The organism is Humiphilus diazotrophicus (assembly GCF_059726315.1).
On the sequence record NZ_AP040870.1, the window covers coordinates 5,951,909 to 5,975,117 of the forward strand.

Below are 23,209 nucleotides of genomic sequence, written 5' to 3' on the forward strand. Positions count from 1 at the left end.
GCAGCAAACGGGGACGAAAGATAAAGATGAGTTATGCACCACACTTGTCGACGAAGGGATTCGGACAAGAGGTTTCTGTCGCGTCCGCACGAGGCACAAAGGTGCCAGAAGAGCGGGTCAAGCTTCTCCTTGTGGATGACAATGCCGATAATCTTCTCTCGCTGGCTGCTGCACTCGAGTCATTAAATCAAGAGCTGGTTCTTGCCCGCTCCGGACGTGAGGCGTTGCGCCATCTGCTGGATAATGATTTTGCTGCAGTTCTGCTCGATGTAAAGATGCCGGATATGGATGGCTTTGAGACTGCTGAACTGATCCGCTCCAGAAAACGGAGTGCTCATACTCCTATCCTGTTCCTGACCGGGTATCGCAATGAGGAGCATCTCTTCCGGGGATATCATCTTGGAGCCGTAGACTTTTTGTTTAAGCCAATTGTCCCCGAGGTGCTTCGCTCCAAGGTGGGGGTTTTTGTCGAGTTGAGCCGTAGCGCCCGGCGGCAACAGCTTCACTCGGAGGTTCTGGCAAAGGCCGAGCAGAAGTTTCGTTCTCTGTTGGAGGCTGCTCCAGATGCCATTCTCATTACCAACGAAGATGGTTTCATTACGCTTGCGAATTCCAGAACCGATTCTTTATTCGGATATAGCAGGCAGGAGTTGCTCGGTCACAATGTTCGCGAGTTGTTGCCGGAATGGAGTTTTGTTGAAGGCAACGATGTTCGGGAGTGCGTTGCCCAACGTCGTAATGGAATACAGTTCCCATCTGAGGTCAGCTTCAGCCCTCTGCAAACGCAGGAAGGGCTGCTTCTATCTTGTGCGATTCGAGATATCTCGGAGAGAAAACGCGCCGAAGAGAGAATCTCTGAGAGAAATACCGAGCTGGCCTCTTTGAATCGCGAGCTTGAAGCCTTTAGTTACTCTGTTTCTCATGACTTGCGAGCTCCTCTTCGGACGATCGAGGGTTTTGCTAGGATTTTACTGCGGGACTATTCGGGAAAGACACTTGACGGTACGGCTGTAGAACATCTCGAACGTATGCGTGCTGCTTCTAGCCGCATGTCTCAATTAATAGAAGATCTGCTTGAACTGTCACGTGTTTCCAGAGCTGAGATTCGCGTTGAGCCTGTGGACTTAAGCGCGATTGCAGAAGAGATTATTCGGGATCTGAGGAATCGCGATCCTGAGAGAAAAGTGGAAATACACTTACAGACTGGGATGTGCGACAATGGCGATCCTCGCTTGCTTGGTGTGGTGTTAAGCAACCTGCTAAGCAATGCTTGGAAATTTACAGGGAAACAGCCTTCGCCGAAAATTGAGTTTTGCAGAGAGGTGAAGGATGGGATTCCGGTTTACACCGTTCTCGATAATGGTGCTGGCTTCGATTCTCAATATGCCGACAAGCTCTTTGCACCTTTTCAACGATTGCATCGTGCCAGCGAGTTTGAAGGTACAGGTGTAGGTCTGGCAATTGTTCAACGGGTTATTCACAGGCACAATGGAAGTATTTGGGCTGAAAGCGCGGTAGGCGAGGGCGCAACTTTTCACTTTACTCTTGGAGGGATGGTAAGTGAAAGATAGAGTCGGTAGGCCGATTATCCTTGTCGAGGACAACGAAGACGATGAATTATTGACGGTCGATGCCGTGCGTGCCAGCGGCGTTCAAAATGACGTTATCGTAGCGCGCGATGGCGCAGAAGCTTTGGATTTGCTGTTTGGGACAGGTAAGTATAAAGACCGAAGGACGGGATTTGGGCCGGATCTGGTGTTGCTGGATCTCAAGTTGCCGAAGGTAAGCGGGCTTGAGATTCTAACTCGTGTACGGCAGGACCCTAGGACACGCTATATCCCCATTGTCGTCTTGAGCTCATCGAACCGGGAGGAAGATATTGTGACCAGCTATGAGTCGGGTGCAAACAGTTATGTCCGTAAGGCAATGGATTTCTCCAGATATATGGAAGTCATGCGTTGCCTATCTCAATACTGGCTGAATTGCAATGAATCGGGCAGACGAGGATAAAGTGGAAAGCGCAAGCCGCAAGTTGCACGTATTGCTATCGGAAGACCGCGAGGATGATGCTTTACTCATCATCGATGAGTTGCGCCAATGCGGCTACTCTGTTGAGTGGAGTAGAGTAGAAACTCCTGAAGAGATGCGCGAGTATCTCTCTCAAAAGCCCTGCGATCTTATCATCGCCGACTATGATCTTCCCCGTTTCAGCGCAATGGGCGCGTTGAAGCTTTTGAAGGAGAGTGGGCGTGATATCCCTTTCCTTATCGTATCTGGTGCGATGCGTGAAATAGACGCAGTAGAAGGTATGCGCGCCGGAGTACACGATTATCTATCGAAGGACAACTTGACTCGCTTGGGGGCGGTTGTTGAGCGTGAACTGAGGGAAGCCGTGGTCCGTGCTGAGCGACGCAATGCGGAACTCCTGTTACGACGTCAAGCCCAAGTTCTAGATCAAGTTCATGATGCCGTAATCCAGATGGACCTGGCTGGAAATATCCTGAAGTGGAATGCCGGTGCGAGCCGGCTGTTCGGCTATAGCGAGTCCGAGATTCTTGGCAAATCAATAGGATTCTTGTATCCGGAAATGGATTCCCAGGCGATTATCTCCAGCATCTTCCATGAAGTGCATTCCTCCGGGCGTTTTGAAGGTGAATTGCAGAGCGCTCATCGTTCTGGAAAAGAGTGCTGGACTCGTCTCTCTCTCTCTTTATTACGCGATGAAGATGGTAAGCCCTATGGCGTGGTTGGCTATGCGCAGGATATAACCGAGCGACGCAGTGCCGAAATTGCTTTACGTGAAAGTGAGGAGCGCTATCGCCGTCTCATGGAATCTGTGCCGCAAATGATATGGGTGGCACGCAGAGAAGGGGATGGGCTCAGGATTGAATTCTGCAACAAAAGAGTGCTCGAATATCTGGGGATCTCGATGGAGCAGCTCTATAACGGACTTTGGCGATCTCTTATTCATCCGGATGATAGAGAGAAGGTCTCACACGCTATGCAGGAGGCTTTCATTTCAAATTCGTCTTTCGAGGTTCAGTACAGATTGCAGAGATCGTCGGATCGAAGCTGGCGTTGGCATCTGGCTCGTTACATGCCGTTTTGGGAGTCCGAACATGAGCAATCGTGGATTAGCACCGTTATAGATATTGAAGACAAAACTCGTGCTGAGGATGCCATGCGTAAGGCGGAAAAGCTTGCAGTTGTAGGACGCTTGGCATCGAGCATTGCACATGAGATCAACAATCCTCTAGAAGCTGTAGTGAATCTGGTTTATCTGCTGCAGTCGACACCTCTCTCAGCGGTGCAGGAAGAGTATCTCAGAATGGCGGCTGGGGAGTTGGCCCGGGTAAGTCACATTGCCAATCACACGCTCCGCTTCCATCGTCAATCCAGTTACGCTTCGGACGTAAATATGGCCGAGGTCATGGAGTCGGTACTCGCCTTATATCGTGCCCGGATGTCAAACTCTGGGATTACGGTTTATCAGCAATACGATTCTGCGCCTTGCATCATAACGGGTTATTCAAGTGAGTTGAGGCAGGTTTTTGCGAATTTGCTGAGCAACGCTTTCGATGCTACGCGCAATGGCGGCCAGATCCGGATCAGTATTAGGCAGTCGCGGCATAGAAGGACCGAGTCGGAAGGTGTGCGAGTGTGTGTTTCCGATAATGGACACGGGATGGACAGAGAGGTGCGGCAACGTATGTTCGAACCTTTCTTTACGACTAAGGGAATTAACGGCACGGGGCTCGGTATGTGGGTCAGTTCGGAAATTGTCGAGAAGCATGGGGGAAGCTTCCACATTCGTAGTAGCTGTAGCTCCGTCCATCGGGGAACGACTATTAGTATCTTTTTCCCGAAGAAGATTCCAAATGACCTTTCGGTAATCAACGGTTCCGGGAAGTTGCATGAGGGGATTGCGAATACCCGCCAACCCCTCTGGCAACATGATGTGCAGGAATCGGCGCATACCGAGGGCAGAACATCGTTCCATGCATAGATCCAGAGGTGATGAGGCGTGACCCTCCCCTAAGCGGATGGGTCACGCGGATTCCGGCCTTTTCGTCTGCACCGGTACTGAGCGCTCCTAGATCTCGGATGGAGAAGCGTCCTGTGTGGGACGTGCCAGCTTCATCGCTTCCGCAATCATGTCAGTGTATTTCAGCCCTGAGCCGGTATTAAAGAGGACAACCCGGTCCTGAGAGCGCAAAAAACCCGTTTGCAGTAGATGGTCATAGGCTGCTGTCGCTGCAGCTCCTTCGGGGGAGAGAAGAATGCCTTCATGGCGCGACCAGTCAAGAAGCGATTTCAGAATGACATTATCCGACACATCGACCACGGTTCCCCCCGAGGAGCGTACCGCGTCGAGAATGATGTAGTCCCCATAAGGTTTAGGTACCCGTAATCCGGCAGCAAAGGTGGAAGCGTTTTTGACCGCCTGCGAGGTCTCGGCTCCTTCCCGGTACGCCTGTGCAATCGGTGCGCAGCCTGAGGCTTGAACCGCGATCATCTTGGGACGCTTGCCAGGAGCCACCCAGCCGAGCTGTTCGAGCTCTTCAAATGCCTTCCACATGCCAATGAGTCCGACTCCACCACCAGTTGGATAGAAGACCGCATCCGGATACTCCCAACCCAGTTGCTCGACAAGCTCGTAGCCCATCGTCTTTTTCCCTTCTATGCGAAAGGGCTCTTTCAGCGTCGAGATGTCGAACCATCCCTCCTGAGCTTTGCGTTCGTTCACGATGCGGGCACAGTCGGAAATAAGGCCGTCAACGAGGGTGACATTGGCGCCGTAGGCCACTCCCTCGAGATAATTGGCAAAGGGCACATCTTTGGGCATAAAGATGTGAGCTTCGATCTGCGCTGCAGCGGCATAAGCGGCGAGAGCCCCTGCAGCGTTACCGGCGGAGGGGACAGCCAATTTCTTGATTCCGTAGTGCCGGGCTAACGATACCGCCATGGAAAGGCCGCGTGCTTTGAATGTTCCTGTTGGATTGGCCGCTTCTTCCTTGAGGAAGAGGTTCGGATGGCGGCGGCTGCGCAGCATCGGAGTAAATCCTTCTCCGAGCGTTACCGGCTCGACCTCAGGAAGAACCTCTGCGTATCGCCACATCCCAAGGCTAGTCGGTGAAGTTTCTGCTCGCCTGGCAATGTTTTCACGATTGGCCGACGCCTTAATGGCGTTCATATCGTAGCGGACGTAAAGTGCGCCAGCACAATTGGGGCATACCGTCGATGGTTTCTCGGCAGAAAGCTTGCTCCCACAGCGGGAGCATTCAAGATGAGCAATTTTCGGCATAAGGATAAAGATATCGGAAAGCTTCAGGAATTTTGGAACGATTGCATAGCCTGCTTAGCTGGCAGTTCCAAATATAGAAATTCTTTTTAAAGGTGGCTCGCAATTCGCTCCAAGGACGGAAGCCTCGCGTAACGTTGAGGTTTCGGATGCAGTGCGAAAAGGTATGTAATTTGAAAATGCTCTAGAATGCGACTGATAACGTCATGTGAGGTCCGGATGACGAAGAATATTGAAACCTTGGCGGTACATGCCGGTCGTAAGATTGATCCCGTTACTGGTGCCGTGGTTGCACCTATTCATCTTTCAACCACATTCGAGCGGGATATTGATGGAGAGTACCGCCGCGGGTATTCCTATTCACGGGAGCTAAACCCGACAAGACAGTCGCTAGAAGCTTGTTTGGCGGCTTTGGAAGGTGGAAAGGCCGCGTTAGCTTTTTCTTCTGGATTGGCGGCGGCTACGGCTGTAGTTCATACCCTCTCTCCTGGCGATCACATCATTGCTCCCGATGACATGTATCACGGCTTTCGCAGGCTGCTGAACGGAGTCTTCTCGAACTGGGGAATCTTTGTCGATTATGTCGATATGACGAATCCGGAGATTCTTCGTAAAGTGCTGCGGAAATCGACGCGTCTTGTCTGGACCGAGACACCCTCCAATCCATTGCTGAAGATCACTGATCTGGCGGGGATTGCAGCGATTACAAAAGAAGCCGGGGTGCTCCTAGCGTGTGACTCGACCTTTGCAACTCCTGTTTTGCAGAATCCATTTGATTGGGGCGCGGATCTTGTACTTCATTCCACGACGAAGTACATTTCCGGGCACAGTGATGTTACCGGTGGTGCGCTAGTTTTGCGGGAACCGGATGAGCTTTATCAGAGTCTAAGGCATGTGCAAAGTTCAACCGGTGCCGTTCCCTCTCCCTTCGATTGTTTCATGACACTTCGTGGAATTGAGACCCTGCCGTGCCGAGTACGTTCGTTGAGTACGACGGCATCGCTCATCGCCGATTTCCTGACGAAGCATCGCAATGTAGTTAAGGTCCTATATCCCGGGCTTTCCGATCATCCCGGGCATGAAATAGCCAAGCGTCAAATGTCTGGTTTTGGAGGCATGCTCTCATTTGAGGTGAAAGGGGGAGCTCCCGAGGCCATGCGCGTTGCTGCAGGGATGCAACTCTTTACACGCGCTACGAGTTTGGGAGGTACACATAGCCTGGTCGAACATCGTGCGTCAATCGAAGGACCTGAAAGCCAAACTCCTCAGAATCTCTTGCGCCTTTCAGTCGGGTTGGAGCATCCCAACGATCTCATTTCAGACCTTGATCAAAGTCTGAACCGACTTTAGACTTACAGATTCCTTTGCAGAGATGCGATCTTTCCAAAATCGATTCGTAAAGAACTCCCCTATGTGTATGAAGCATAGACGATTGATATCGCATCTCTTATATGTCAACAGAGTGTGCTTGCATATGTGCACACTCAACTTTCGATAAGATCGGGCATAGGAGGCCTTTGATGACCGCCGAAGAACGCCGTCTTGAAGATTCGAAAGACCGTAAATCTCATTGGAAGCGTTGGGGCCCTTATCTCAGCGAACGCTCTTGGGGCACGGTACGTGAAGACTATAGCGGTGATGGGACAGCTTGGGAGTATTTCCCTCATGATGCTGCCCGTTCCAGAGCCTACCGATGGACTGAAGACGGTATTGCCGGAATCTGCGATCGGCACCAGAAGATATGTTTTTCTGTTGCTCTCTGGAACGGCAAAGATTCTATCCTGAAAGAGCGGCTCTTTGGGCTTACGGGAAATGAAGGTAACCACGGAGAAGATGTAAAAGAGTGCTACTACTACTTGGACAATACTCCGACGCACTCGTACATGAAGTATCTATACAAGTATCCGCAGGCTGCTTTCCCTTATACCCAGCTGGTAGAAGAAAATCGTAGGCGTGGCCGTTACGATTATGAATTCGAGCTCACGGATACCGGCATCTTCGAAGAGAATCGCTATTTCGATGTCTTTGTGGAGTACGCGAAGCAGTCCCCGGAAGACATTCTAGTTCGCATCACGATTGAAAATCGTGGACCGGAAACGGCAGAGCTTCATGTCCTGCCGACGGTGTGGTTTCGCAACACCTGGGCTTGGGGCAGGGAAGAGATCCGTCCGGAGCTTAGAGCTGCTTCTCCTTGTTCCATTGAGCTTGATGAACCTTATTACGGGAAGCGCTGGTTATCGACTCCTGGACCGTGTACGGTTCTCTACACCGAGAATGAAACAAACTTCCGCAGACTCTATGGAGGAAGCAATCCAACACGCTTCGCGAAAGATGGGATAAACAACTATGTTGTCGAGAGTGAGCATAATGCGGTTAATCCCGGCAATCGTGGAACAAAGGCCGCGATGCATTACCAGTTGCAGGTCGAGCCCGGAAAAGCTGCAGTCCTTCGTCTTCGCTTAAGCGACATTGCCCCCTCGGGAAATTCCTTCGGGGCAGAATTTGACGATATCTTTGCACAGCGAATTGCAGAGGCCGATGTCTTCTATTCACAGGTCATTCCTTCGAAGCTTGGTGACGATGCGAAGAATGTGATGCGACAATCTTTTGCCGGGCTGTTGTGGTCAAAGCAGTTCTATCACTACATCGTGAAGGATTGGCTGGAAGGCGATCCTAATTATTATCCTCCTCCTTCTTCTCGCAAAAACGGCAGAAACCATGACTGGCAGCACTTGTATAACGCAGATGTTATTTCGATGCCGGACAAGTGGGAGTATCCATGGTATGCCGCTTGGGATTTAGCCTTCCACTGTGTGCCTCTCGCCCTTGTAGATCCAGATTATGCGAAAGAGCAACTCGTTTTGATGACGCGTGAGTGGTATCAACATCCGAATGGACAACTGCCTGCCTACGAATGGGCTTTGGGAGATGTAAATCCGCCTGTGCAGGCCTGGGCGACTTGGCGTGTCTACAAAATCGAGAAGAAACGATGCGGAGTAGGAGATATAGCCTTTCTCGAACGCATGTTTCACAAGCTCATGTTGAACTTTACCTGGTGGGTGAATCGCAAAGACCCCGAAGGCCACAATGTCTTCCAAGGCGGATTCCTGGGGCTCGACAATATCGGCGTCTTTAATCGCGATGCTCCTTTGCCCACAGGCGGTTTTCTCGGACAAGCCGATGGTACCGGGTGGATGGGAATGTTCAGCCTGAACCTGTTAGCCATCGCGCTCGAACTGGCGAATGCCGATCCGGCTTATGAAGATGTTGCAAGTAAGTTCTGGGAACACTTCCTCTATATTGCGAATGCGATTACCCACCTCGGTAACGATGGGGCTTGCATGTGGAGTGAAGAGGATGGATTTTTCTATGACGTGTTGCTTCGGGTCGATGGTTCGCGAGAGCAATTGAGAGTCCGCTCCATCGTTGGTTTAATTCCGCTCTTTGCCGTGCAGACGCTTGAGCCGTCAATGGTAGATCGTTTTCCTGGTTTCAAACGCCGGCTGGAATGGTTTATCGAGAATCGTAAAGATCTTGCCGCTAATGTGGCGTGCATGAGGACTCCCGGTGAAGGAGAGCGGCGTTTGATGGCTATTGTCGACAGGGATCGACTACGCCGGGTTCTGCGTTATCTTTTCGATGAAAAGGAATTTCTTTCTCCGTATGGAATTCGAGCTTTGTCACGAATGCACCATGAACACCCCTTTGTTATGAGCGTCGATGGCACAGACTATCGTGTCGACTATGAGCCTGCAGATTCTCGAAGTGGAATCTTCGGCGGTAATTCGAACTGGCGCGGTCCTATATGGTTTCCGGTGAATTACCTGATCATTGAATCTTTGCAAAAGTTCCATCATTACTTCGGCTCCTGCTATACCGTGGAATATCCGACAGGCTCGGGGAACTATCTGCCGCTTTGCGATATTGCCGCGGATCTGTCACGTCGCCTGACCAGCCTCTTCCTTCGCGATCCATCCGGGGCGCGGCCGTCGAATGGATCGGATAAGGCCTATCAATTCGATCCACATTGGAAAGATCTAGTCTTGTTCTACGAGTTTTTTGATGGTGATAGCGGAAAAGGACATGGAGCAAGCCACCAGACCGGATGGACAGGATTGCTCTCGAAGCTCATGCAGCAGAGTGGAGTGTAGGGATGTGTCTGATCCGATGCGGTCGCGAGCGTCTCTCCGATCCAGACCAGTCTCTTTCTTTGGAGTGGCTGGAGACAAATGGCTTGGGCGGTTTTGCTTCTTCGACTGTTATTGGTGGAAACACGCGACGGTATCATGGCCTTCTCGTTGCAGCGACCGCCCCTCCTGTGGGGCGAATGGTCTTGCTCTCGAAGTTTGAAGAGATAGCTACCATAGCAGGGCAAAAATATGAGCTATCTGTAAATCGATATCCGGGGGTAATTCATCCTCGGGGCTATCAATACCTTCGTGAGTTTCGCATCGATCCTTTTCCGACGTTTGTTTATGAGCTCGAGGGTCTTCTTTTGGAAAAGAAGATCTTCATGGTGCATGGGGAAAATACCACGGTTGTGGAATACAAAATAAACCAGGGAGAATGTGAACTCGAACTTCGTCCACTGATAGCCTTTCGTGATTACCATGCGACCACTCACAGAAATAGTGCTTTGAATCCGACGTATGTAGCCTGCGAGGGGATAATCTCTATATCACCTTATTCGGATTTGCCGACTCTGTATCTTTCCCATAATGCCGATTCCGTTGGAGATGGTTTTGGCTGGTATCTCGATTTTGAGTTTGATCGGGAAAGAGAGCGCGGCTTGGATTACCGGGAGGATCTGTTTCAGCCCTTTTCCTTGAATTTCAAACTGACAGTGGATCGCCCTGCAACAACGCTGGCCTCTAGCGAAGCTCATAAAGTATCGGACGTTGCATCCTTATGTGAAGCGGAAGTGCATCGAAGGCAATCTATTCTAGCTTCGGTGCCGGTTGATGATGAGTTAGTGAGACGGCTTACGGTGGCAGCAGATCAGTTTCTTGTTCGTCGCGACAGCTATAAGAGTGTCATTGCCGGGTATCACTGGTTCAGTGATTGGGGACGGGATACGATGATCTCTTTCCCTGGCCTTGTACTCGTTCCGGGCCGCTTTTCTGAGGCTCGCGAAATTTTGCGGGCATTTGCTGCGAATCTGAGCGAAGGAATGCTTCCTAATCGCTTTCCCGACAGAGGAGAAAAACCCGAGTACAACACTGTCGATGCAACGTTGTGGTTTTTTGAGGCGATACGGAAATATCTTGTCTACACCAATGACTTTGAATTTGTTCGTGAACACCTCTATCAGCATTTAAAAGAATCGATTGAATGGCATGTACGAGGTACACGCTATGGTATCCATGTTGATGATGATGGGTTGCTGTCGTGTGGAGTCGAGGGCGTTCAGCTAACGTGGATGGATGCAAAGGTAGGAGATTATGTTGTTACGCCTCGAATTGGCAAGCCTGTAGAGATCCAGGCCCTTTGGTATAACGCTTTGCAGGTGATGAGCGATTTGGCAGATTCCTTTGAGGAGACAGACTTTGCCGCTTCTCTTCGATGTAGAGCCGCCCTTGCGAAGAAGAGCTTCAATAAGCTGTTTTGGAATGAAGCAGCGGGCTGCCTTTACGATGTGGTAGACGGTGAGTCCCTGGATTCATCGATTCGCCCGAACCAGATTTTTGCGGTGAGCCTGCATCATGGAATGCTCGACTATAGCCGTGCGAAACAGGTAGTCGAGGTTGTGGATCGCGAGCTCTGTACTTCGGTTGGATTAAGAACTCTTTCACGATGGGATCCAAGATATCAGCCCACATATGACGGAGATTTTCGCTCCCGCGATATGGCTTATCATCAAGGTACTGTCTGGCCGTGGCTGATGGGCCCATTCCTTTCTGCATATGTGAAGGTACACAATGGCGAAAAGGAAGCTCTGGCCGAGGCCAAACGAAGGTTGAGAGCTTTTCTCGATCAGACGGAAGTAGCCTGTTTGGGCCAGATCCCCGAAATTGCCGATGGAGACACGCCTCATCTTCCCCGAGGTGCTGTGGCTCAGGCATGGAGTGTGGCTGAATTGCTGCGGGCCACCGTAGAAGATGTTTATGGAATAACGCCGCAGCGCCGGAAGTGATTTGTATAACAGGTTTGGAGGGGAAGATGCATTTAGAGGCAATCCGTGGAGATATAACAAAGCTGCAGGTAGATGCAATTGTGAATGCAGCAAATACATCGCTGCTTGGCGGTGGCGGGGTCGATGGAGCAATTCACCGCGCAGCCGGTCCGGAGCTACTGGAGGCGTGCCGCAAACTCCATGGTTGTTCGACTGGAGATGCTAAGGCGACGCCAGGTTTCCGTCTGCCTGCAAAATGGGTCTTTCATGCAGTTGGTCCTGTGTGGCATGGAGGAAATCATCAGGAAGACGAACTGCTTGCCGGCTGTTACCGTCGCGGCCTTGAGTTGGCAAAAGAACATCGAGTGAAGTCTATTGCCTTTCCGGCGATCAGTACGGGTATCTATGGATTCCCTTCAGAAAGGGCTGCGAAGATTGCTGTTGAAACGGTCCGTAAGCATTTAGCTGAGACTGGAGTAGAAGAGGTCTCGTTTGTGTGCTTCGATGAGCACACCTATTCGCTTTACCAACAACTACTCCAGACATCCTAAGTGCATTTCCCGAAAAGATGTAGATCGAAAGAAATGCTTTAAGTGCTTTGCTCTTTTGGCCCGGGCAAAGCATTACATAGGAGGAGGTGGCCCGCCAGCCCCGTCCGGCGGCGGCGGTGGCGGGCCGTTCTGGTCCTCTCCTTGCTGGTTACGTGCCTCCATCTTCGCCTGATCTTGCTCAAACTTTTCAAATTGCTCTTTGGTCAATATCTCGGCAATCCTGGCACTGGTTTCTTGATGCGTAAGCTTGATCCTCTTTTTGCGCTCGGTAAGTGCAAGAGCCGTGTCCTGCTGGAGGGCTGAGATCTTGTTCCACTCGTCGATCAGCACGGGTTTCAATAGCGTTTGCTGCTCGGCAGTTAGCTTGTATCTCTTGGACATTTGCGAGATAACGTGGTCTACGTCGGGTCTCTTGGATGATGTCGTACCCTCCGATTGCGGTGGCGGTCCGTCAGGAGGAGGTGGTGGCCCTTCTTCCTGTGAATGGGCAAGTGTCCCGGCTAGTAAGACCAGAAGACAGCCAGTTTTGAGTGCGGCTTTTGTAAAGCTAAGGACTTGCATCGAGTAGATCTCTCCTTATTTCAACCGATATAGACGATCACCGGAGAAATCCGATTACGCAGGTACAGCTCATTCGGGAATAGAAATAAGGATCAAAAGGCCAATGGCATGTAAGGATCGCTGTACCACTCCGTGAAACCTGCTCTTTTCAATTGACATTGAAATCGTTTACAGCTTAAAAATTGGTGGACTCAGACAGACTCCTAAGGGCGCTGAGACCGCTGTTCTTTTGGGCTTCACTGATCCCATGATCGCGTATTTTGTTAAATCTACCGGTTGGGAGTGTTTGCAGCATTGATGGAATATTGTTGCCCGCTTTTACAAAGGACGGGAGTTGGGGAGATGGAAGTGAGGAAAATGCAGACATATTTCAGAAAAGCAGTTTGTCTTTTGGCGATAGGAATTTCATTCCTGGCTCTGGATCGCCAGAGTACGGCACAGATTAAGGATTTCACCAACTGGCCTCCAGGAACTTCGCCCGTGGAAGTGGGGAAACGTGTCGCCGAACATTTCGTCGGTAGCCCGCATCAGTCGATGAAGCAGATTATTTATCCCGAAGTGTGCACCTGGTATGGGTCTTTGACCTTTGCACGACTGACGAACGATAAGGAGCTAGAACAAGAATTGGTCAAGCGTTTCGATCCTCTCCTCTCCGGCGGGACTGAAACGAAACTTGTTCCTGTACCGAACCACGTCGACAACTCTGTTTTTGGAGCAATCCCGTTCGAACTTTATATCCATACAAAAGACAAGAAATATTTGGATATGGCGAAAGAGATAGCCGATCACCAGTGGGAGAATCCCACTCCCGAGGGTCTGACGAATCAAACCCGCTTCTGGATCGATGACATGTATATGATCACGATTCTGCAGGTTCAGGCCTATCGTGCTACCGGAGATAGCAAGTATCTCGATCGGGCTGCAGTCGAGATGGCTGCTTATTTGGACAAGCTGCAACAACCGAATGGGCTGTTCTATCACGCTCCGGATGTTCCGTTTTATTGGGGGCGTGGTGATGGCTGGGTGGCTGTCGGCATGGCTGAATTGCTTTCCTCTTTGCCGAAGGATCATCCCAAGCGGGCGCGCATCATGGACGGCTACAAGAAGATGATGAAGGCTCTACTTGAATACCAGGGCAAAGATGGGATGTGGAGACAGCTGATCGATCATCCCGAGGCCTGGCCGGAGACTTCCTCCACCGGAATGTTCACCTTTGCCATGATTACCGGTGTAAAGAACGGATGGCTGGATGAAAGCACCTATGCACCAGCAGCACGTAAAGGCTGGATAGGGCTGGTTGGCTATGTCGACCAGAATGCAAATGTAACCAGCATCTGCGAGGGAACAAACAAGAAAAACGATCTCGACTATTACCTTCGCCGGCCAAGACGTACAGGTGACTTCCACGGACAAGCACCGGTCCTGTGGTGTGCCTCGGCATTACTACGTTAGCCACAAAGGGTAAGAAGAATACAGATCTGAATGAGTACAAAAGCGGAGCTTGAGAGCTCCGCTTTTATCTGTCTACGTCGCTGGAGTATTTCTCGCACAGATGTATGTCGAAGCACAAAGGTAATAGCAGCTTTCCGCTAAAGGAAGCTGCGCTTCACCACTCTTGGCGAGTGTATACCTATGCGGAAAATGCCCTAGTGCTAAAACTGTGCAGGGTCGAGAGCCCTGAGGAATCGAAGGCCAACCGCAAGCGCAGCTTGTACATCGAGTACCTGAACGGTCTCTTCCGGTTGATGACTAATGCCTCCCGGACTGCGTACAAATAGCATCGCAGATGGAACCTTACTTGCCATCGCCATAGCATCGTGTCCGGCACCGCTCGTAACGGGTACGAGGGGAAATCCTTCTGCGATAACGGCTGCTCCCAACTGACGAATGAGACTCTGATTCATAGGGACTGCCGGTTGGTCGAGACGGTGCGCATAATCAAAGCTCACACCCCGCTCGGCGGCAATACGTAGGGCCTCGTCGACGAGTGCTTTTGTAGTGGAATGACGAATTGCATCCTTTGCGTGGCGAAGGTCCAAGCTGAATAGAACTTCATCGGGAATAACATTGGATGCACCTGGAGAAACCTGCATCTTGCCTACAGTAGCTACGAGCCCGACAGTATTGCGTGCAGTCTTTTCTATTGTGGTGATTAGTTCTGCTGCGGCAGCGAGGGCATCTTTGCGAAGAAACATCGGGGTTGTTCCGGCATGGTTGGCCTTCCCCCGAAAGGTGCATTCCAGCCGTGTTTGTCCAACGATGGTTTCTACTACTCCCAAGGCTGCACCGATTTGATCCAGGATAGGTCCTTGTTCAATATGAAACTCGAGGTAACCGAGTGCTTCTTCGCCCAGAATAGCTTCCTTAAGACGGGCCGGATCGAGTCCGAAATTACGTATTGCTTGTTCTACTGAGATACCCTCGGCATCTTTTCTAGACAGTAGTTCGGAATCGAGTGTGCCAACCAAAGCACGGCTGCCCAGACACGGTACTCCAAATCGCACACCCTCCTCTTCGATGAAAGCGACGATTTGAATGGCATAGGGAAGCCGTCGGCCCTGCAATGCCTCAATCAGCGCTATTCCTAGTGCAACCCCTAGAACCCCGTCGAAAGCTCCAGCGTTTGGAACTGTATCGATGTGCGACCCGATCAGGAGATGACGAGTAGCACCACTCTCTCCTGCATAGATTCCATGCAGATTCCCGACCGCATCTATGTGGACCTGCATCCCAAGTTGTTCCATCCAGATGCATAGCTGATGATGAACATCTTTCGTAGATGGAGAAAGGCAGGGACGCGTGGTTGCGTTGCTTCGCTCGCTATAGCGAGCTATTTGATAGCAGAACTCAACGATACGTTCCGCTAATCGTTGGTGAAGAAACTTTCCTCCCTCGATGAGCTTCATCGCTGAAATTCCTCTCTCGTCTGGCTATTCGATGCTTTGCTTTGCCCTGACAATCTTTCTCGATCTATGAAAGGAAAGGGAGCAATCGAAAAGGTTATGAGTCCGCAGATGAAGGTTATCGAAATAACATATTCCGGCATTGAACAGATCCCTATACAGAGGTTGAACGGGATGCGTGCGGACTCCTGCTTTCGGCTTGGAAGTGTATTTGCGTAAAGTGTTGCTCGCCGGGGTACTTTTTCGGTTGGGGGAGAAGAAACAGGCTTTACATAATTGAAAGAGGAGCGCTTTGGGCGATTTCCAGTGAGTTGGTCCAAAATTGTGGTTGCGGACCGTTCCCTTCCTTGGATGCCCTGAGCAAAAGGAGTATGGCAACACATGAGGATCTGGAAGTTCATAAAGAGTAGATCACTTAAGGTACAACGGAAACAGCCGGATAGAATACCTATATCCGGTTATTTTTTCTGGAACCGAATACTTTCAGATGTCGTACTACAGGATTGCCGATGCCCATTGACGCTGCTTTTATGGATTTAGCTATTCAGCTTGCAACGGAAAACGTACTCAGCGGGGCTGGTGGCCCATTTGGAGCTGTGATCGTTCGTAACGGTGAAGTTATTGCGACCGGTGCAAACTCCGTAACCGAATCATGTGATCCCACCGCACATGCCGAAGTTCTGGCCATTCGAAATGCTTGCAGGGAATTGAAGAGTTTTCAGCTCAAAGATTGCGAAATCTATACAAGTTGTGAACCGTGCCCCATGTGCATGGGAGCTATCTATTGGGCACGACTGTCTGCTGTCTATTATGCAAATACCAAAACCGATGCGGCAGAAGCAGGCTTTGACGACGCTTTTATCTACCGGGAATTTGCCGTATCTCCTGAACAACGTAGTTTGGCCATGATTCATCTGCCTCGTACAAATGCTACTCAGAGCTTCGAGTGCTGGAAGCAGAGCGGCAACAAGACCGATTACTAGAAACGGGTTGGTAGTGTCTACCCATGGAGGGGAGGAGCAATTTGTCAGAAGAGATAAGAGACCAGGATAAAGAAACGCCGCTGGAGTTTCTGTCCTCTACCTGCGCGCTCTTTGTGGTCTGGGTATTCCTCATAACTTTTCTTGTTCAGAACTTCGAGATACCCTCGGGATCCATGATGCAGACCCTCCTTATCGGGGACCACGTTATCGTTGACAAAACTGGGTTCGCTCCTCATTCCTCCCAGTTTCACCTTCTCCCCTATCGGGCAGTGAGCCGTGGAGACGTCGTCGTTTTTATCAAGCCCCGCGAAACAGACACAATTCTGGTGAAGCGGGTCATCGGTATCCCGGGAGATCGTATTCATCTTCATGAAGGAGTGGTGTATCGAAACGGCCAAAAATTGCAGGAACCGCAGGCAGCAATGCCGACCTTGGCCAACTATCAGCCCTATCGGGATGAGTTTCCAATGATTCCTGCTTCGGAAGAGAGTCGTGCTACTGCAATGTGGGCCATTGAGATGCCCACTCATATAGATGGGCAGGATTTGGTTGTCCCGCCGGGTAAGTACTTTGTGATGGGTGATAACCGGACAAACAGCTTGGATAGCCGATTCTGGGGATTCGTTCCTCAGGAGAATATTCTCGGCTATCCGCTAGTTGTCTACTGGTCTTTCAATACGCCTGCGGATCAAATCTACAAGACACAGGTGAATGATCGCATCGCTTTTGGAGTTCATACCGCGTTACATTTTTTTGACCAGACGCGCTGGAGGCGAACTCTGTTGCCTATTCGTTAACCTTTCACTTGGCTTGGCTGCTCTGATTTGCACTGGAGGCTACTAGAGCAGCTAATTCCTGAGTGAGGTCTTCGCCTAAGTAACTTTGTACTTCTTTTACTGTGATACCGAGTTGACTGGAAATTTCCTTGGTGCTGTAGCCCTGCTGATTCATCTGATGGACTTGAGCTCCCGTGGAAAGCTTTACTGTGTCGCTCTGGTCACCTTTGGAACCTACCGTGTAATCGGAGCCTTTAGGCGTTCCTGGCGGGACTGCACCTTGGGTTTGTGTTTGACTAACGTCTTGCCAGCTGATGCTGTCGACAGAGCTGCTCATCTCTTACTTGCTCCTCCTTTGAACATGCACCTCTATATACATTCATCGGAAGAACGGACTCATTCTTGAGCCTTGAAATTGCGGTTTCGCCAATTTGGGAATCACAAAAGTACTAGAATTTTTTCGTATAGCTGTAAACCAAAACTCGGAAACTGGAGCGCTTTTCCATGGAACCGGTACGCCCGGAGCATTTTTCTCATAAGTTTTGAAAAGATGCTCCAGTGACAGCTGCTGAAGATCGAGAAGAACCACTTTTCCCGTGAATGTAGATAAGGAGATTAATACGGCTTATATTGATCTTTTGAAGAAGCGATATCGCCTCAGCGCTCAGTAACTGCATTCATCGAATGCATGGACCAAGGCTTACCACTCCCAGGATTGCTGTTGTCCAGTACAAATTTTGCCTATGTGAGGTCAAAATCCACCGTGTTTGGAAAAATTCCGATCGCAATATGCCTTAGCGTTGCTCTGACACCGGTTCTGCTGCCAGCCGCAGACAAGAGCAAAACTCAAGAAGCGCCACCATCTTCCTATGAACAGCCTCAGCCGGAACGAGAAGCGCTCGATCTGACAATGTATCAACGGATTCGCGAGGAAGGTCTTTACCACTCCCACATCATGGAATATGCCTCGGCGCTGATGGATGATATTGGTCCACGCCTGACGGGCTCTCCGAATATGGCCAAAGCGAACGCCTGGACAAGGGATCAGCTGACGGCCATGGGCTGCAAGAACGCACACCTCGAAAGCTGGGGCGAGTTCGGCATGGGATGGCAGCAACTCAATGCCTGGTTGCGAATGACTGCTCCGGATACTGCTGTCTTTATCGCTCAAGCACTTCCCTGGTCACCTGCAAGCAGTGGGCCCATCAAGGCCCAAGCCATGTGGATCGATGTCAAAAATGAAAAAGACCTGGAGCAATACAAGGGCAAAGTCTCAGGCAAGATTGTTTTGCTGGGAGCGATGCGCGGAGTTGGCGTTGTCGACGAAGGGCTCTTTCGCCGCTACGATAATAAGGCCCTCGACAACATCGAGACCTATCCTCTTGACGATCCCAGTGCAAATTTTGATAAGGAAGTAAAAGAATTTATCGGTGAGATTTCACTTCGAGGCAAGATTGGTAAATTTTTGGCTGACGAGCATGCTGCAGCCATGATCCTGCCGAGTCGCGATGGCTCGATTCATGGCGGCTCCGGTGGGACGATCTTCGACGATACCGGTGCTGGTTTGGCCTGGGACGCGTACCGACGCGATCATATCGCTCCGTTGCCGATAGCCGTGGCTGCCATCGAAAATTATGGTCGAGTTTATCGACTGCTGAAGGCAAATGTCCCTGTCACCTTGGAACTTAATATCGAAACAAAGTTCATCGGAGATCACGAACAGGGCTACAACACGATTGCAGAGATTCCGGGGACCGATCCTAGGCTGAAGGACGAGGTCGTCATGGTTGGCGGGCATCTCGACTCCTGGGCCTCTGGTACAGGTGCTACAGATAATGGCGCGGGATCGATTGTCGCGATGGAAGTAATGCGCATTCTGAACAGCCTGGAAGTCAAACCCCGCAGAACAATTCGCATTGGGTTGTGGAGCGGGGAAGAGCAGGGCATATTCGGCTCCATAGGATATGCAAAGCAGCACCTCGGTTCTTATCCGTTGTCTACGGCTGAGGATCAGAAGGATCTGCCTGAATTTTTGCGGAAGCCCGTCGGTCCGGTGACGATTAAACCGGAACAAAAGCTGATTTCAGCGTATTTCAATGTCGACAATGGGAGTGGCAAGATTCGCGGTATCTACCTGCAGGGAAATGCCGCTATCGCGCCAATCTTTGCTCAGTGGATCGCTCCGCTGAAGGATCTAGGTGTCACGACAATTACAAACCGAAATACCGGCGGAACGGACCATTTGTCGTTCGATGCTGTCGGTGTTCCCGGCTTCCAATTTATTCAGGATCCTCTGGACTATGGAACTCGTACCCATCATTCAAATATGGATACGTATGAGCGCTTGCAGGAAGATGATCTAAAGCAAGCCGCGGTGGTGGAGGCCATCTTTGCTTACAACGCTGCGATGCGCGATCAGATGCTGCCACGTAAGCCATTCCCTCATCCTGAATTGGAAGATAAGAAGAAAGCTCCGCTCTCCGGCGTAATGCCCGATGCTGTGGCAACTCCCACGAAGTAGCTATGTATGAAGAACAGTTACGAAACGATACGGCCTTAGTCAGGTCGTATCGTTGTCATCAGCTGTCTGCTCTCTATTCTGTTCTAAGCGCTTGCATGGGCTCGATGGAAGCGGCTTTCTTTGCGGGAAGGAGAGCCGCAAGTAAGGATGCGGATAGGAAAATTCCGAGCACAGAGAGCGTGATTGCTATATCGCCATTTTGTACTCCATAGAGAGTACTGGTAATAACGCGGCCAGTGAGTAGGCTGACCAGCCATCCCGCTACTAACCCTATGGCTACCGGGGTGGAGACGTTGCCCATCGTCAGACGGTAGACGTTGCTCCGGCTAGCTCCCAAAGCAATGCGAACTCCGATCTCCTGTGTTCTGTTCGCAACGGTGTAGCTCAAGATGCCATAGATGCCCAGCATGGCGAGCAGGAGTGCTGCGCTGCCGAACGCAATAAGAAGCAATGTCTGCAATCGTTCCGTAGCGAGAGAGTCGTCCACTTGTGAGTCGAGGCTCTTGATTCTGGCAATGGTCACATCGGGGTTATAGCCCCAGATAGTCTTGCGGATATCTGCTATCAAAAGATCTGATTGTTTAGCGCTGCGCACCATGAAATAGGTAGTACGGGGCGGACGATCTCCATAGGGCAGATAAACCATATTGGCAGGCGGAAGCTTGAGTGAGTTATTGCGTGCATCGGCAACAACTCCCACGACCGTATAGTCGTCGCCATTTCTGCGCATTTGCCTTCCTACTGGATCCAGACCGGGCCATGCTGTTTTGGCAGCTTTTTCGGAGATGATGACGCTTTTGAGATTTTTGTCTCTTTCGTCGAAGAAGCGTCCTCTTACCAATGGTTGTTGCATGGTCTCAAAGTATCCACTGCTAATCCAGCGGAAGTTCGCCATCGGGGGGTCTTGCGTAGCTTGGCCCAGAGTGTCTTTCGCGATGATCTCATCGAACCAGGATTCTCCTTCCAAGGGCATCGCACTGACTAAACCGGCAGATTGCGCTCCAGGTAGAGCCCGAAGGCGACTCAGTACCGCATCGTCGAAGGCGATTCGTTGAGAGTTGTCAAAGTTGGTAGATGGAAGATCTACCTGGGTCGCAACAACGTGTTCCGGATGGAAGCCTTTGCTATTGGAGAGGAGATGAAGCAGGCTCTTGGCGAAGAGTCCTGTTACGAGCAGAAGGCTGGTACATCCGAATACCTGTGCTCCAATCAAAATGGAATGTATCCGTTTATGGCGCCCTATTCCCAGTGTGCGGGAGCTGCTTTGCTGCAATGTGCTTTGAGGCGCGATTCTGAGGAATCGAAGCGCAGGGAGCATTCCGAATAGAACGACCGATCCCATTGTTAAAGCAAGAGCAAATAGAAGTACTGGAAGGCTAAGCTGTACCTCCGCCAAACGCGGAATCGTGAGAGGCGCATGGTTACGTAAAGCCTCAATGGCTACCTTCGCCAGCAGAATTCCTGCTGCTCCTCCCGTTCCGGCCAGGACCACACTCTCAGCAAGCGAATGGAGAAGTAGCCGCCAGGAATCTGCTCCGAGAGCGCTGCGAATAGCGGTGTCACGTTGCCGCGAAGTAGCGCGAGCTAGTTGTGTGTTGGCAAGATTAACGCAGGCGATCAGCATAACTCCCAATACTGCTGCCAACAGCATCCATAGAGCTTTCGATGAGCTGTCTACAACTGCTTCGTGCATTGGCTGAATGTAGATATGGGGAATATCCGTCGGATCGTCGCGATGGGAATCTCCAGGCAGGTCCCGTACCGCTCGCTGTTCGATTGCGTTTATTTCTGTCTGGGCCTGTTGAATACTTACGCCCGGTTTCAATCTTGCAAGTGTGATCTGATTACCCCAATCACCCCACCAGCTGAGCTTCTGTAAATTCACTGCCAGCGGCGTAACAATCTGCGGTGTAGGTGCTTCATTCGCACGTTGCCCAGTTTGAAAACTGGTGAGGACATTGCTTTGAGGAAACTGGAATTTAGGTGGCAGTACTCCAATGATCTCAGTCGGAACGTTTGCCAACCGAATGGTTTTACCCAGAACATTGGGATCATCATGGAAGAAATTCTGCCAAAATTCGTAGGTGATGATCGCGACATTCTCCCGGCCTTGTATCGCATCGTTGGGTGTTAGATCTCGACCGAGCAGCGGCCTAACTCCCAGGACCTGAAGCATGTTGGGATATGCTGCAATGGTTCCGACTATCTTGGGATGATCCATTCCAAGAGAAACGCCCAGAGCACGGTGTTGCACGGCAGTCATATCGCTGAAGGCTGTGGCACGTTGCTTCCATATATCCTCGTGGCGAAGATTGGGACCGATAAAGCCGGAAATAATCTTCATCTGGGACCAAATCACGACAAGCTGCCCGCTCTGAGGGTAGGACAAAGGCTTGAGTAGCACCGAATCCACAACCGTAAAGATTGCTGTGCTCGCGCCAATTCCCAACGCAAGTGTCAATAAGGCCGTAAGCGTAAATCCCGGGCTCTTACGTAATTGCCTTATCGCGTACTTTAATTCTTGTATCAGGATGTGCATGACCGATCTCCCAGCGAAAGTTAACCCATGAAGGGATGCACTTGGCACGCCAAAATCGAATTCTTCAAATAGCTGAATTTTCAGGGCTTCGCAACTTTGGAGAGAAGGATGGATTCATAGAAACTGTCCATCCTTGAGAATGTTGTGTTCGGAAATGGACAAGATAATCAGCGCAAATTGAATTCAGTTTGGCTATAACTTGGATGGAATGGGGAAGAGGTCTCCCGGATGTCCGGAGTTATTCTTCCCCATTTTCAACTGCTATCGTGCGACCGGGATGCTGCGGGATTCTTCTTTTTCCGACTGACTCACTAGATAGTGGTTGAGTACCTGAAGGTATTTTGCGAGCCACTGCGGATGTGCCGGCCACGCTGGCGCTGTTACGAGGTTTCCATCGATCACCGCATCGGTAACTTCAATGGCTGCATATTTGCCTCCCGCGTTTTCTATCTCGGGAGAACAGGCTGGATAGGCGCTGACTCGCTTGCCAGCCACGGCTTTGGCTGCAGCCAGGAGTTGAGGCCCATGGCATATTGCCGCGATCGGTTTGTCTGCGTCATGGAAGTGACGAACTACTGCTATCACTGCCGGATTCAAGCGCAGATATTCGGGAGCGCGACCGCCAGGAATCACCAACCCATCGTAGTTTTCGGCATGAATGTCGGAGAAGGTGGCATTCAATACGAAGTTATGACCTGGTTTCTCGGAGTAGGTCTGATCTCCCTCGAAATCATGGATTGCAGTGCGGACGAATTGGCCGGCTTTCTTGTCGGGGCAAACAGCGTGAACAGTATGACCTACCATCTGTAGCGCCTGGAAAGGCACCATCACTTCGTAATCTTCAACGTAATCTCCGACAATCATTAGTAGTTGTGCTGTTTTCACCTCTACCTCCTCATTCGACTTGAGCATCATTCTACGGCTTTCCTTCACTTCAGTGCGGGCTCAGGAGTACTTAAAT

The 23,209-nt window shown here is 50.8% G+C and carries 17 protein-coding genes; 11 read left to right on the forward strand and 6 right to left on the reverse strand.

Annotated features, from left to right (window positions below; all coding sequences use genetic code 11):
- Positions 1-26: 26 nt before the first annotated feature.
- The 3 genes from AC6I7T_RS24385 to AC6I7T_RS24395 are packed head-to-tail and all read left to right on the forward strand — an operon-like array spanning position 27 to position 4,006.
- Positions 27-1,571, forward strand: coding sequence for a sensor histidine kinase (locus AC6I7T_RS24385; RefSeq protein ID WP_497790365.1), 1,545 nt, complete (start codon positions 27-29; stop codon positions 1,569-1,571).
- Positions 1,561-2,010 (forward strand): response regulator, encoded by a 450-nt coding sequence (locus tag AC6I7T_RS24390; protein WP_497790366.1) that lies wholly within the window; start codon positions 1,561-1,563, stop codon positions 2,008-2,010. Before AC6I7T_RS24385 ends, AC6I7T_RS24390 begins: the two co-directional genes overlap by 11 nt.
- Before the next feature lies 1 nt (position 2,011).
- Positions 2,012-4,006: a PAS domain S-box protein gene (locus AC6I7T_RS24395; protein ID WP_497790367.1), complete on the forward strand. Its 1,995-nt coding sequence runs from the start codon at positions 2,012-2,014 to the stop codon at positions 4,004-4,006.
- Positions 4,007-4,093: 87 nt separating this feature from the next.
- Here AC6I7T_RS24395 and AC6I7T_RS24400 read toward each other — a convergent pair whose 3' ends face one another.
- Positions 4,094-5,305: a threonine synthase gene (locus AC6I7T_RS24400; RefSeq protein WP_497790368.1), complete on the reverse strand. Its 1,212-nt coding sequence runs from the start codon at positions 5,303-5,305 to the stop codon at positions 4,094-4,096.
- Between the two features lie 216 nt (positions 5,306-5,521).
- Between AC6I7T_RS24400 and AC6I7T_RS24405 the strand changes: the two genes are divergently transcribed.
- The 4 genes from AC6I7T_RS24405 (at position 5,522) to AC6I7T_RS24420 (ending at position 11,965) form a co-directional block, all read left to right on the forward strand.
- Complete coding sequence (locus tag AC6I7T_RS24405) at positions 5,522-6,652, forward strand: trans-sulfuration enzyme family protein (protein WP_497790369.1); 1,131 nt, start codon at positions 5,522-5,524, stop codon at positions 6,650-6,652.
- Positions 6,653-6,822: 170 nt separating this feature from the next.
- Complete coding sequence (locus AC6I7T_RS24410) at positions 6,823-9,453, forward strand: MGH1-like glycoside hydrolase domain-containing protein (RefSeq protein WP_497790370.1); 2,631 nt, start codon at positions 6,823-6,825, stop codon at positions 9,451-9,453.
- On the forward strand, positions 9,408-11,435 hold the full coding sequence (locus AC6I7T_RS24415) for an amylo-alpha-1,6-glucosidase (protein ID WP_497790371.1): 2,028 nt from the start codon (positions 9,408-9,410) through the stop codon (positions 11,433-11,435). The genes AC6I7T_RS24410 and AC6I7T_RS24415 overlap by 46 nt, the downstream gene beginning before the upstream one ends.
- Before the next feature lie 26 nt (positions 11,436-11,461).
- Entirely contained in the window at positions 11,462-11,965 is a 504-nt protein-coding gene (locus AC6I7T_RS24420) for an O-acetyl-ADP-ribose deacetylase (RefSeq protein WP_497790372.1), read from the forward strand.
- A gap of 72 nt (positions 11,966-12,037) precedes the next feature.
- Here AC6I7T_RS24420 and AC6I7T_RS24425 read toward each other — a convergent pair whose 3' ends face one another.
- Positions 12,038-12,526 carry a hypothetical protein gene (locus AC6I7T_RS24425; RefSeq protein ID WP_497790373.1) on the reverse strand — a complete coding sequence of 163 codons (489 nt, stop codon included), beginning with the start codon at positions 12,524-12,526 and terminating at the stop codon, positions 12,038-12,040.
- A gap of 357 nt (positions 12,527-12,883) precedes the next feature.
- Here AC6I7T_RS24425 and AC6I7T_RS24430 point away from each other — a divergent pair, with 357 nt between their 5' ends.
- On the forward strand, positions 12,884-13,978 hold the full coding sequence (locus AC6I7T_RS24430) for a glycoside hydrolase family 88/105 protein (protein ID WP_497790374.1): 1,095 nt from the start codon (positions 12,884-12,886) through the stop codon (positions 13,976-13,978).
- A 200-nt stretch (positions 13,979-14,178) separates the two neighbouring features.
- Here the strand turns inward: AC6I7T_RS24430 and AC6I7T_RS24435 are convergent, their stop codons facing one another.
- A complete protein-coding gene (locus AC6I7T_RS24435; protein WP_497790375.1) occupies positions 14,179-15,432 on the reverse strand; it encodes an allantoate amidohydrolase in 1,254 nt (417 codons plus the stop codon).
- Positions 15,433-15,938: 506 nt separating this feature from the next.
- Here AC6I7T_RS24435 and AC6I7T_RS24440 point away from each other — a divergent pair.
- Together AC6I7T_RS24440 and lepB are read left to right on the forward strand one after the other, a co-directional pair.
- The gene (locus AC6I7T_RS24440; RefSeq protein ID WP_497790376.1) at positions 15,939-16,412 is read left to right on the forward strand and encodes a nucleoside deaminase; all 474 of its coding nucleotides are present in this window, start codon (positions 15,939-15,941) and stop codon (positions 16,410-16,412) included.
- 41 nt (positions 16,413-16,453) lie between these two features.
- Positions 16,454-17,209, forward strand: a complete 756-nt coding sequence (lepB, locus tag AC6I7T_RS24445; RefSeq protein WP_497790377.1) for a signal peptidase I — start codon at positions 16,454-16,456, stop codon at positions 17,207-17,209.
- Positions 17,210-17,213: 4 nt separating this feature from the next.
- Here lepB and AC6I7T_RS24450 read toward each other — a convergent pair whose 3' ends face one another.
- Positions 17,214-17,525, reverse strand: coding sequence for a hypothetical protein (locus AC6I7T_RS24450; RefSeq protein ID WP_497790378.1), 312 nt, complete (start codon positions 17,523-17,525; stop codon positions 17,214-17,216).
- Between the two features lie 426 nt (positions 17,526-17,951).
- Here AC6I7T_RS24450 and AC6I7T_RS24455 point away from each other — a divergent pair, with 426 nt between their 5' ends.
- On the forward strand, positions 17,952-19,709 hold the full coding sequence (locus AC6I7T_RS24455) for a M28 family peptidase (protein WP_497790379.1): 1,758 nt from the start codon (positions 17,952-17,954) through the stop codon (positions 19,707-19,709).
- 73 nt (positions 19,710-19,782) lie between these two features.
- Here AC6I7T_RS24455 and AC6I7T_RS24460 read toward each other — a convergent pair whose 3' ends face one another.
- Both AC6I7T_RS24460 and AC6I7T_RS24465 read right to left on the reverse strand, forming a co-directional pair.
- Positions 19,783-22,248 (reverse strand): ABC transporter permease, encoded by a 2,466-nt coding sequence (locus AC6I7T_RS24460; protein ID WP_497790380.1) that lies wholly within the window; start codon positions 22,246-22,248, stop codon positions 19,783-19,785.
- Between the two features lie 261 nt (positions 22,249-22,509).
- Positions 22,510-23,163, reverse strand: coding sequence for a DJ-1/PfpI family protein (locus AC6I7T_RS24465; RefSeq protein WP_497790381.1), 654 nt, complete (start codon positions 23,161-23,163; stop codon positions 22,510-22,512).
- Positions 23,164-23,209 lie beyond the last annotated feature (46 nt).

What these genes read in the sequence shown, in the direction of transcription:
- AC6I7T_RS24385 (WP_497790365.1), top strand. Translation starts at nt 27, where the DNA reads ATGAGTTATGCACCACACTTGTCGACGAAGGGATTCGGACAAGAGGTT.
- AC6I7T_RS24410 (WP_497790370.1), top strand. Translation starts at nt 6,823, where the DNA reads ATGACCGCCGAAGAACGCCGTCTTGAAGATTCGAAAGACCGTAAATCT.
- AC6I7T_RS24440 (WP_497790376.1), top strand. Translation starts at nt 15,939, where the DNA reads ATGCCCATTGACGCTGCTTTTATGGATTTAGCTATTCAGCTTGCAACG.
- AC6I7T_RS24405 (WP_497790369.1), top strand. Translation starts at nt 5,522, where the DNA reads ATGACGAAGAATATTGAAACCTTGGCGGTACATGCCGGTCGTAAGATT.
- AC6I7T_RS24400 (WP_497790368.1), bottom strand. Translation starts at nt 5,305, where the DNA reads ATGCCGAAAATTGCTCATCTTGAATGCTCCCGCTGTGGGAGCAAGCTT.
- AC6I7T_RS24460 (WP_497790380.1), bottom strand. Translation starts at nt 22,248, where the DNA reads ATGCACATCCTGATACAAGAATTAAAGTACGCGATAAGGCAATTACGT.
- AC6I7T_RS24430 (WP_497790374.1), top strand. Translation starts at nt 12,884, where the DNA reads ATGCAGACATATTTCAGAAAAGCAGTTTGTCTTTTGGCGATAGGAATT.
- AC6I7T_RS24420 (WP_497790372.1), top strand. Translation starts at nt 11,462, where the DNA reads ATGCATTTAGAGGCAATCCGTGGAGATATAACAAAGCTGCAGGTAGAT.
- AC6I7T_RS24425 (WP_497790373.1), bottom strand. Translation starts at nt 12,526, where the DNA reads ATGCAAGTCCTTAGCTTTACAAAAGCCGCACTCAAAACTGGCTGTCTT.
- AC6I7T_RS24435 (WP_497790375.1), bottom strand. Translation starts at nt 15,432, where the DNA reads ATGAAGCTCATCGAGGGAGGAAAGTTTCTTCACCAACGATTAGCGGAA.
- AC6I7T_RS24450 (WP_497790378.1), bottom strand. Translation starts at nt 17,525, where the DNA reads ATGAGCAGCTCTGTCGACAGCATCAGCTGGCAAGACGTTAGTCAAACA.
- AC6I7T_RS24415 (WP_497790371.1), top strand. Translation starts at nt 9,408, where the DNA reads ATGGACAGGATTGCTCTCGAAGCTCATGCAGCAGAGTGGAGTGTAGGG.
- AC6I7T_RS24465 (WP_497790381.1), bottom strand. Translation starts at nt 23,163, where the DNA reads ATGATGCTCAAGTCGAATGAGGAGGTAGAGGTGAAAACAGCACAACTA.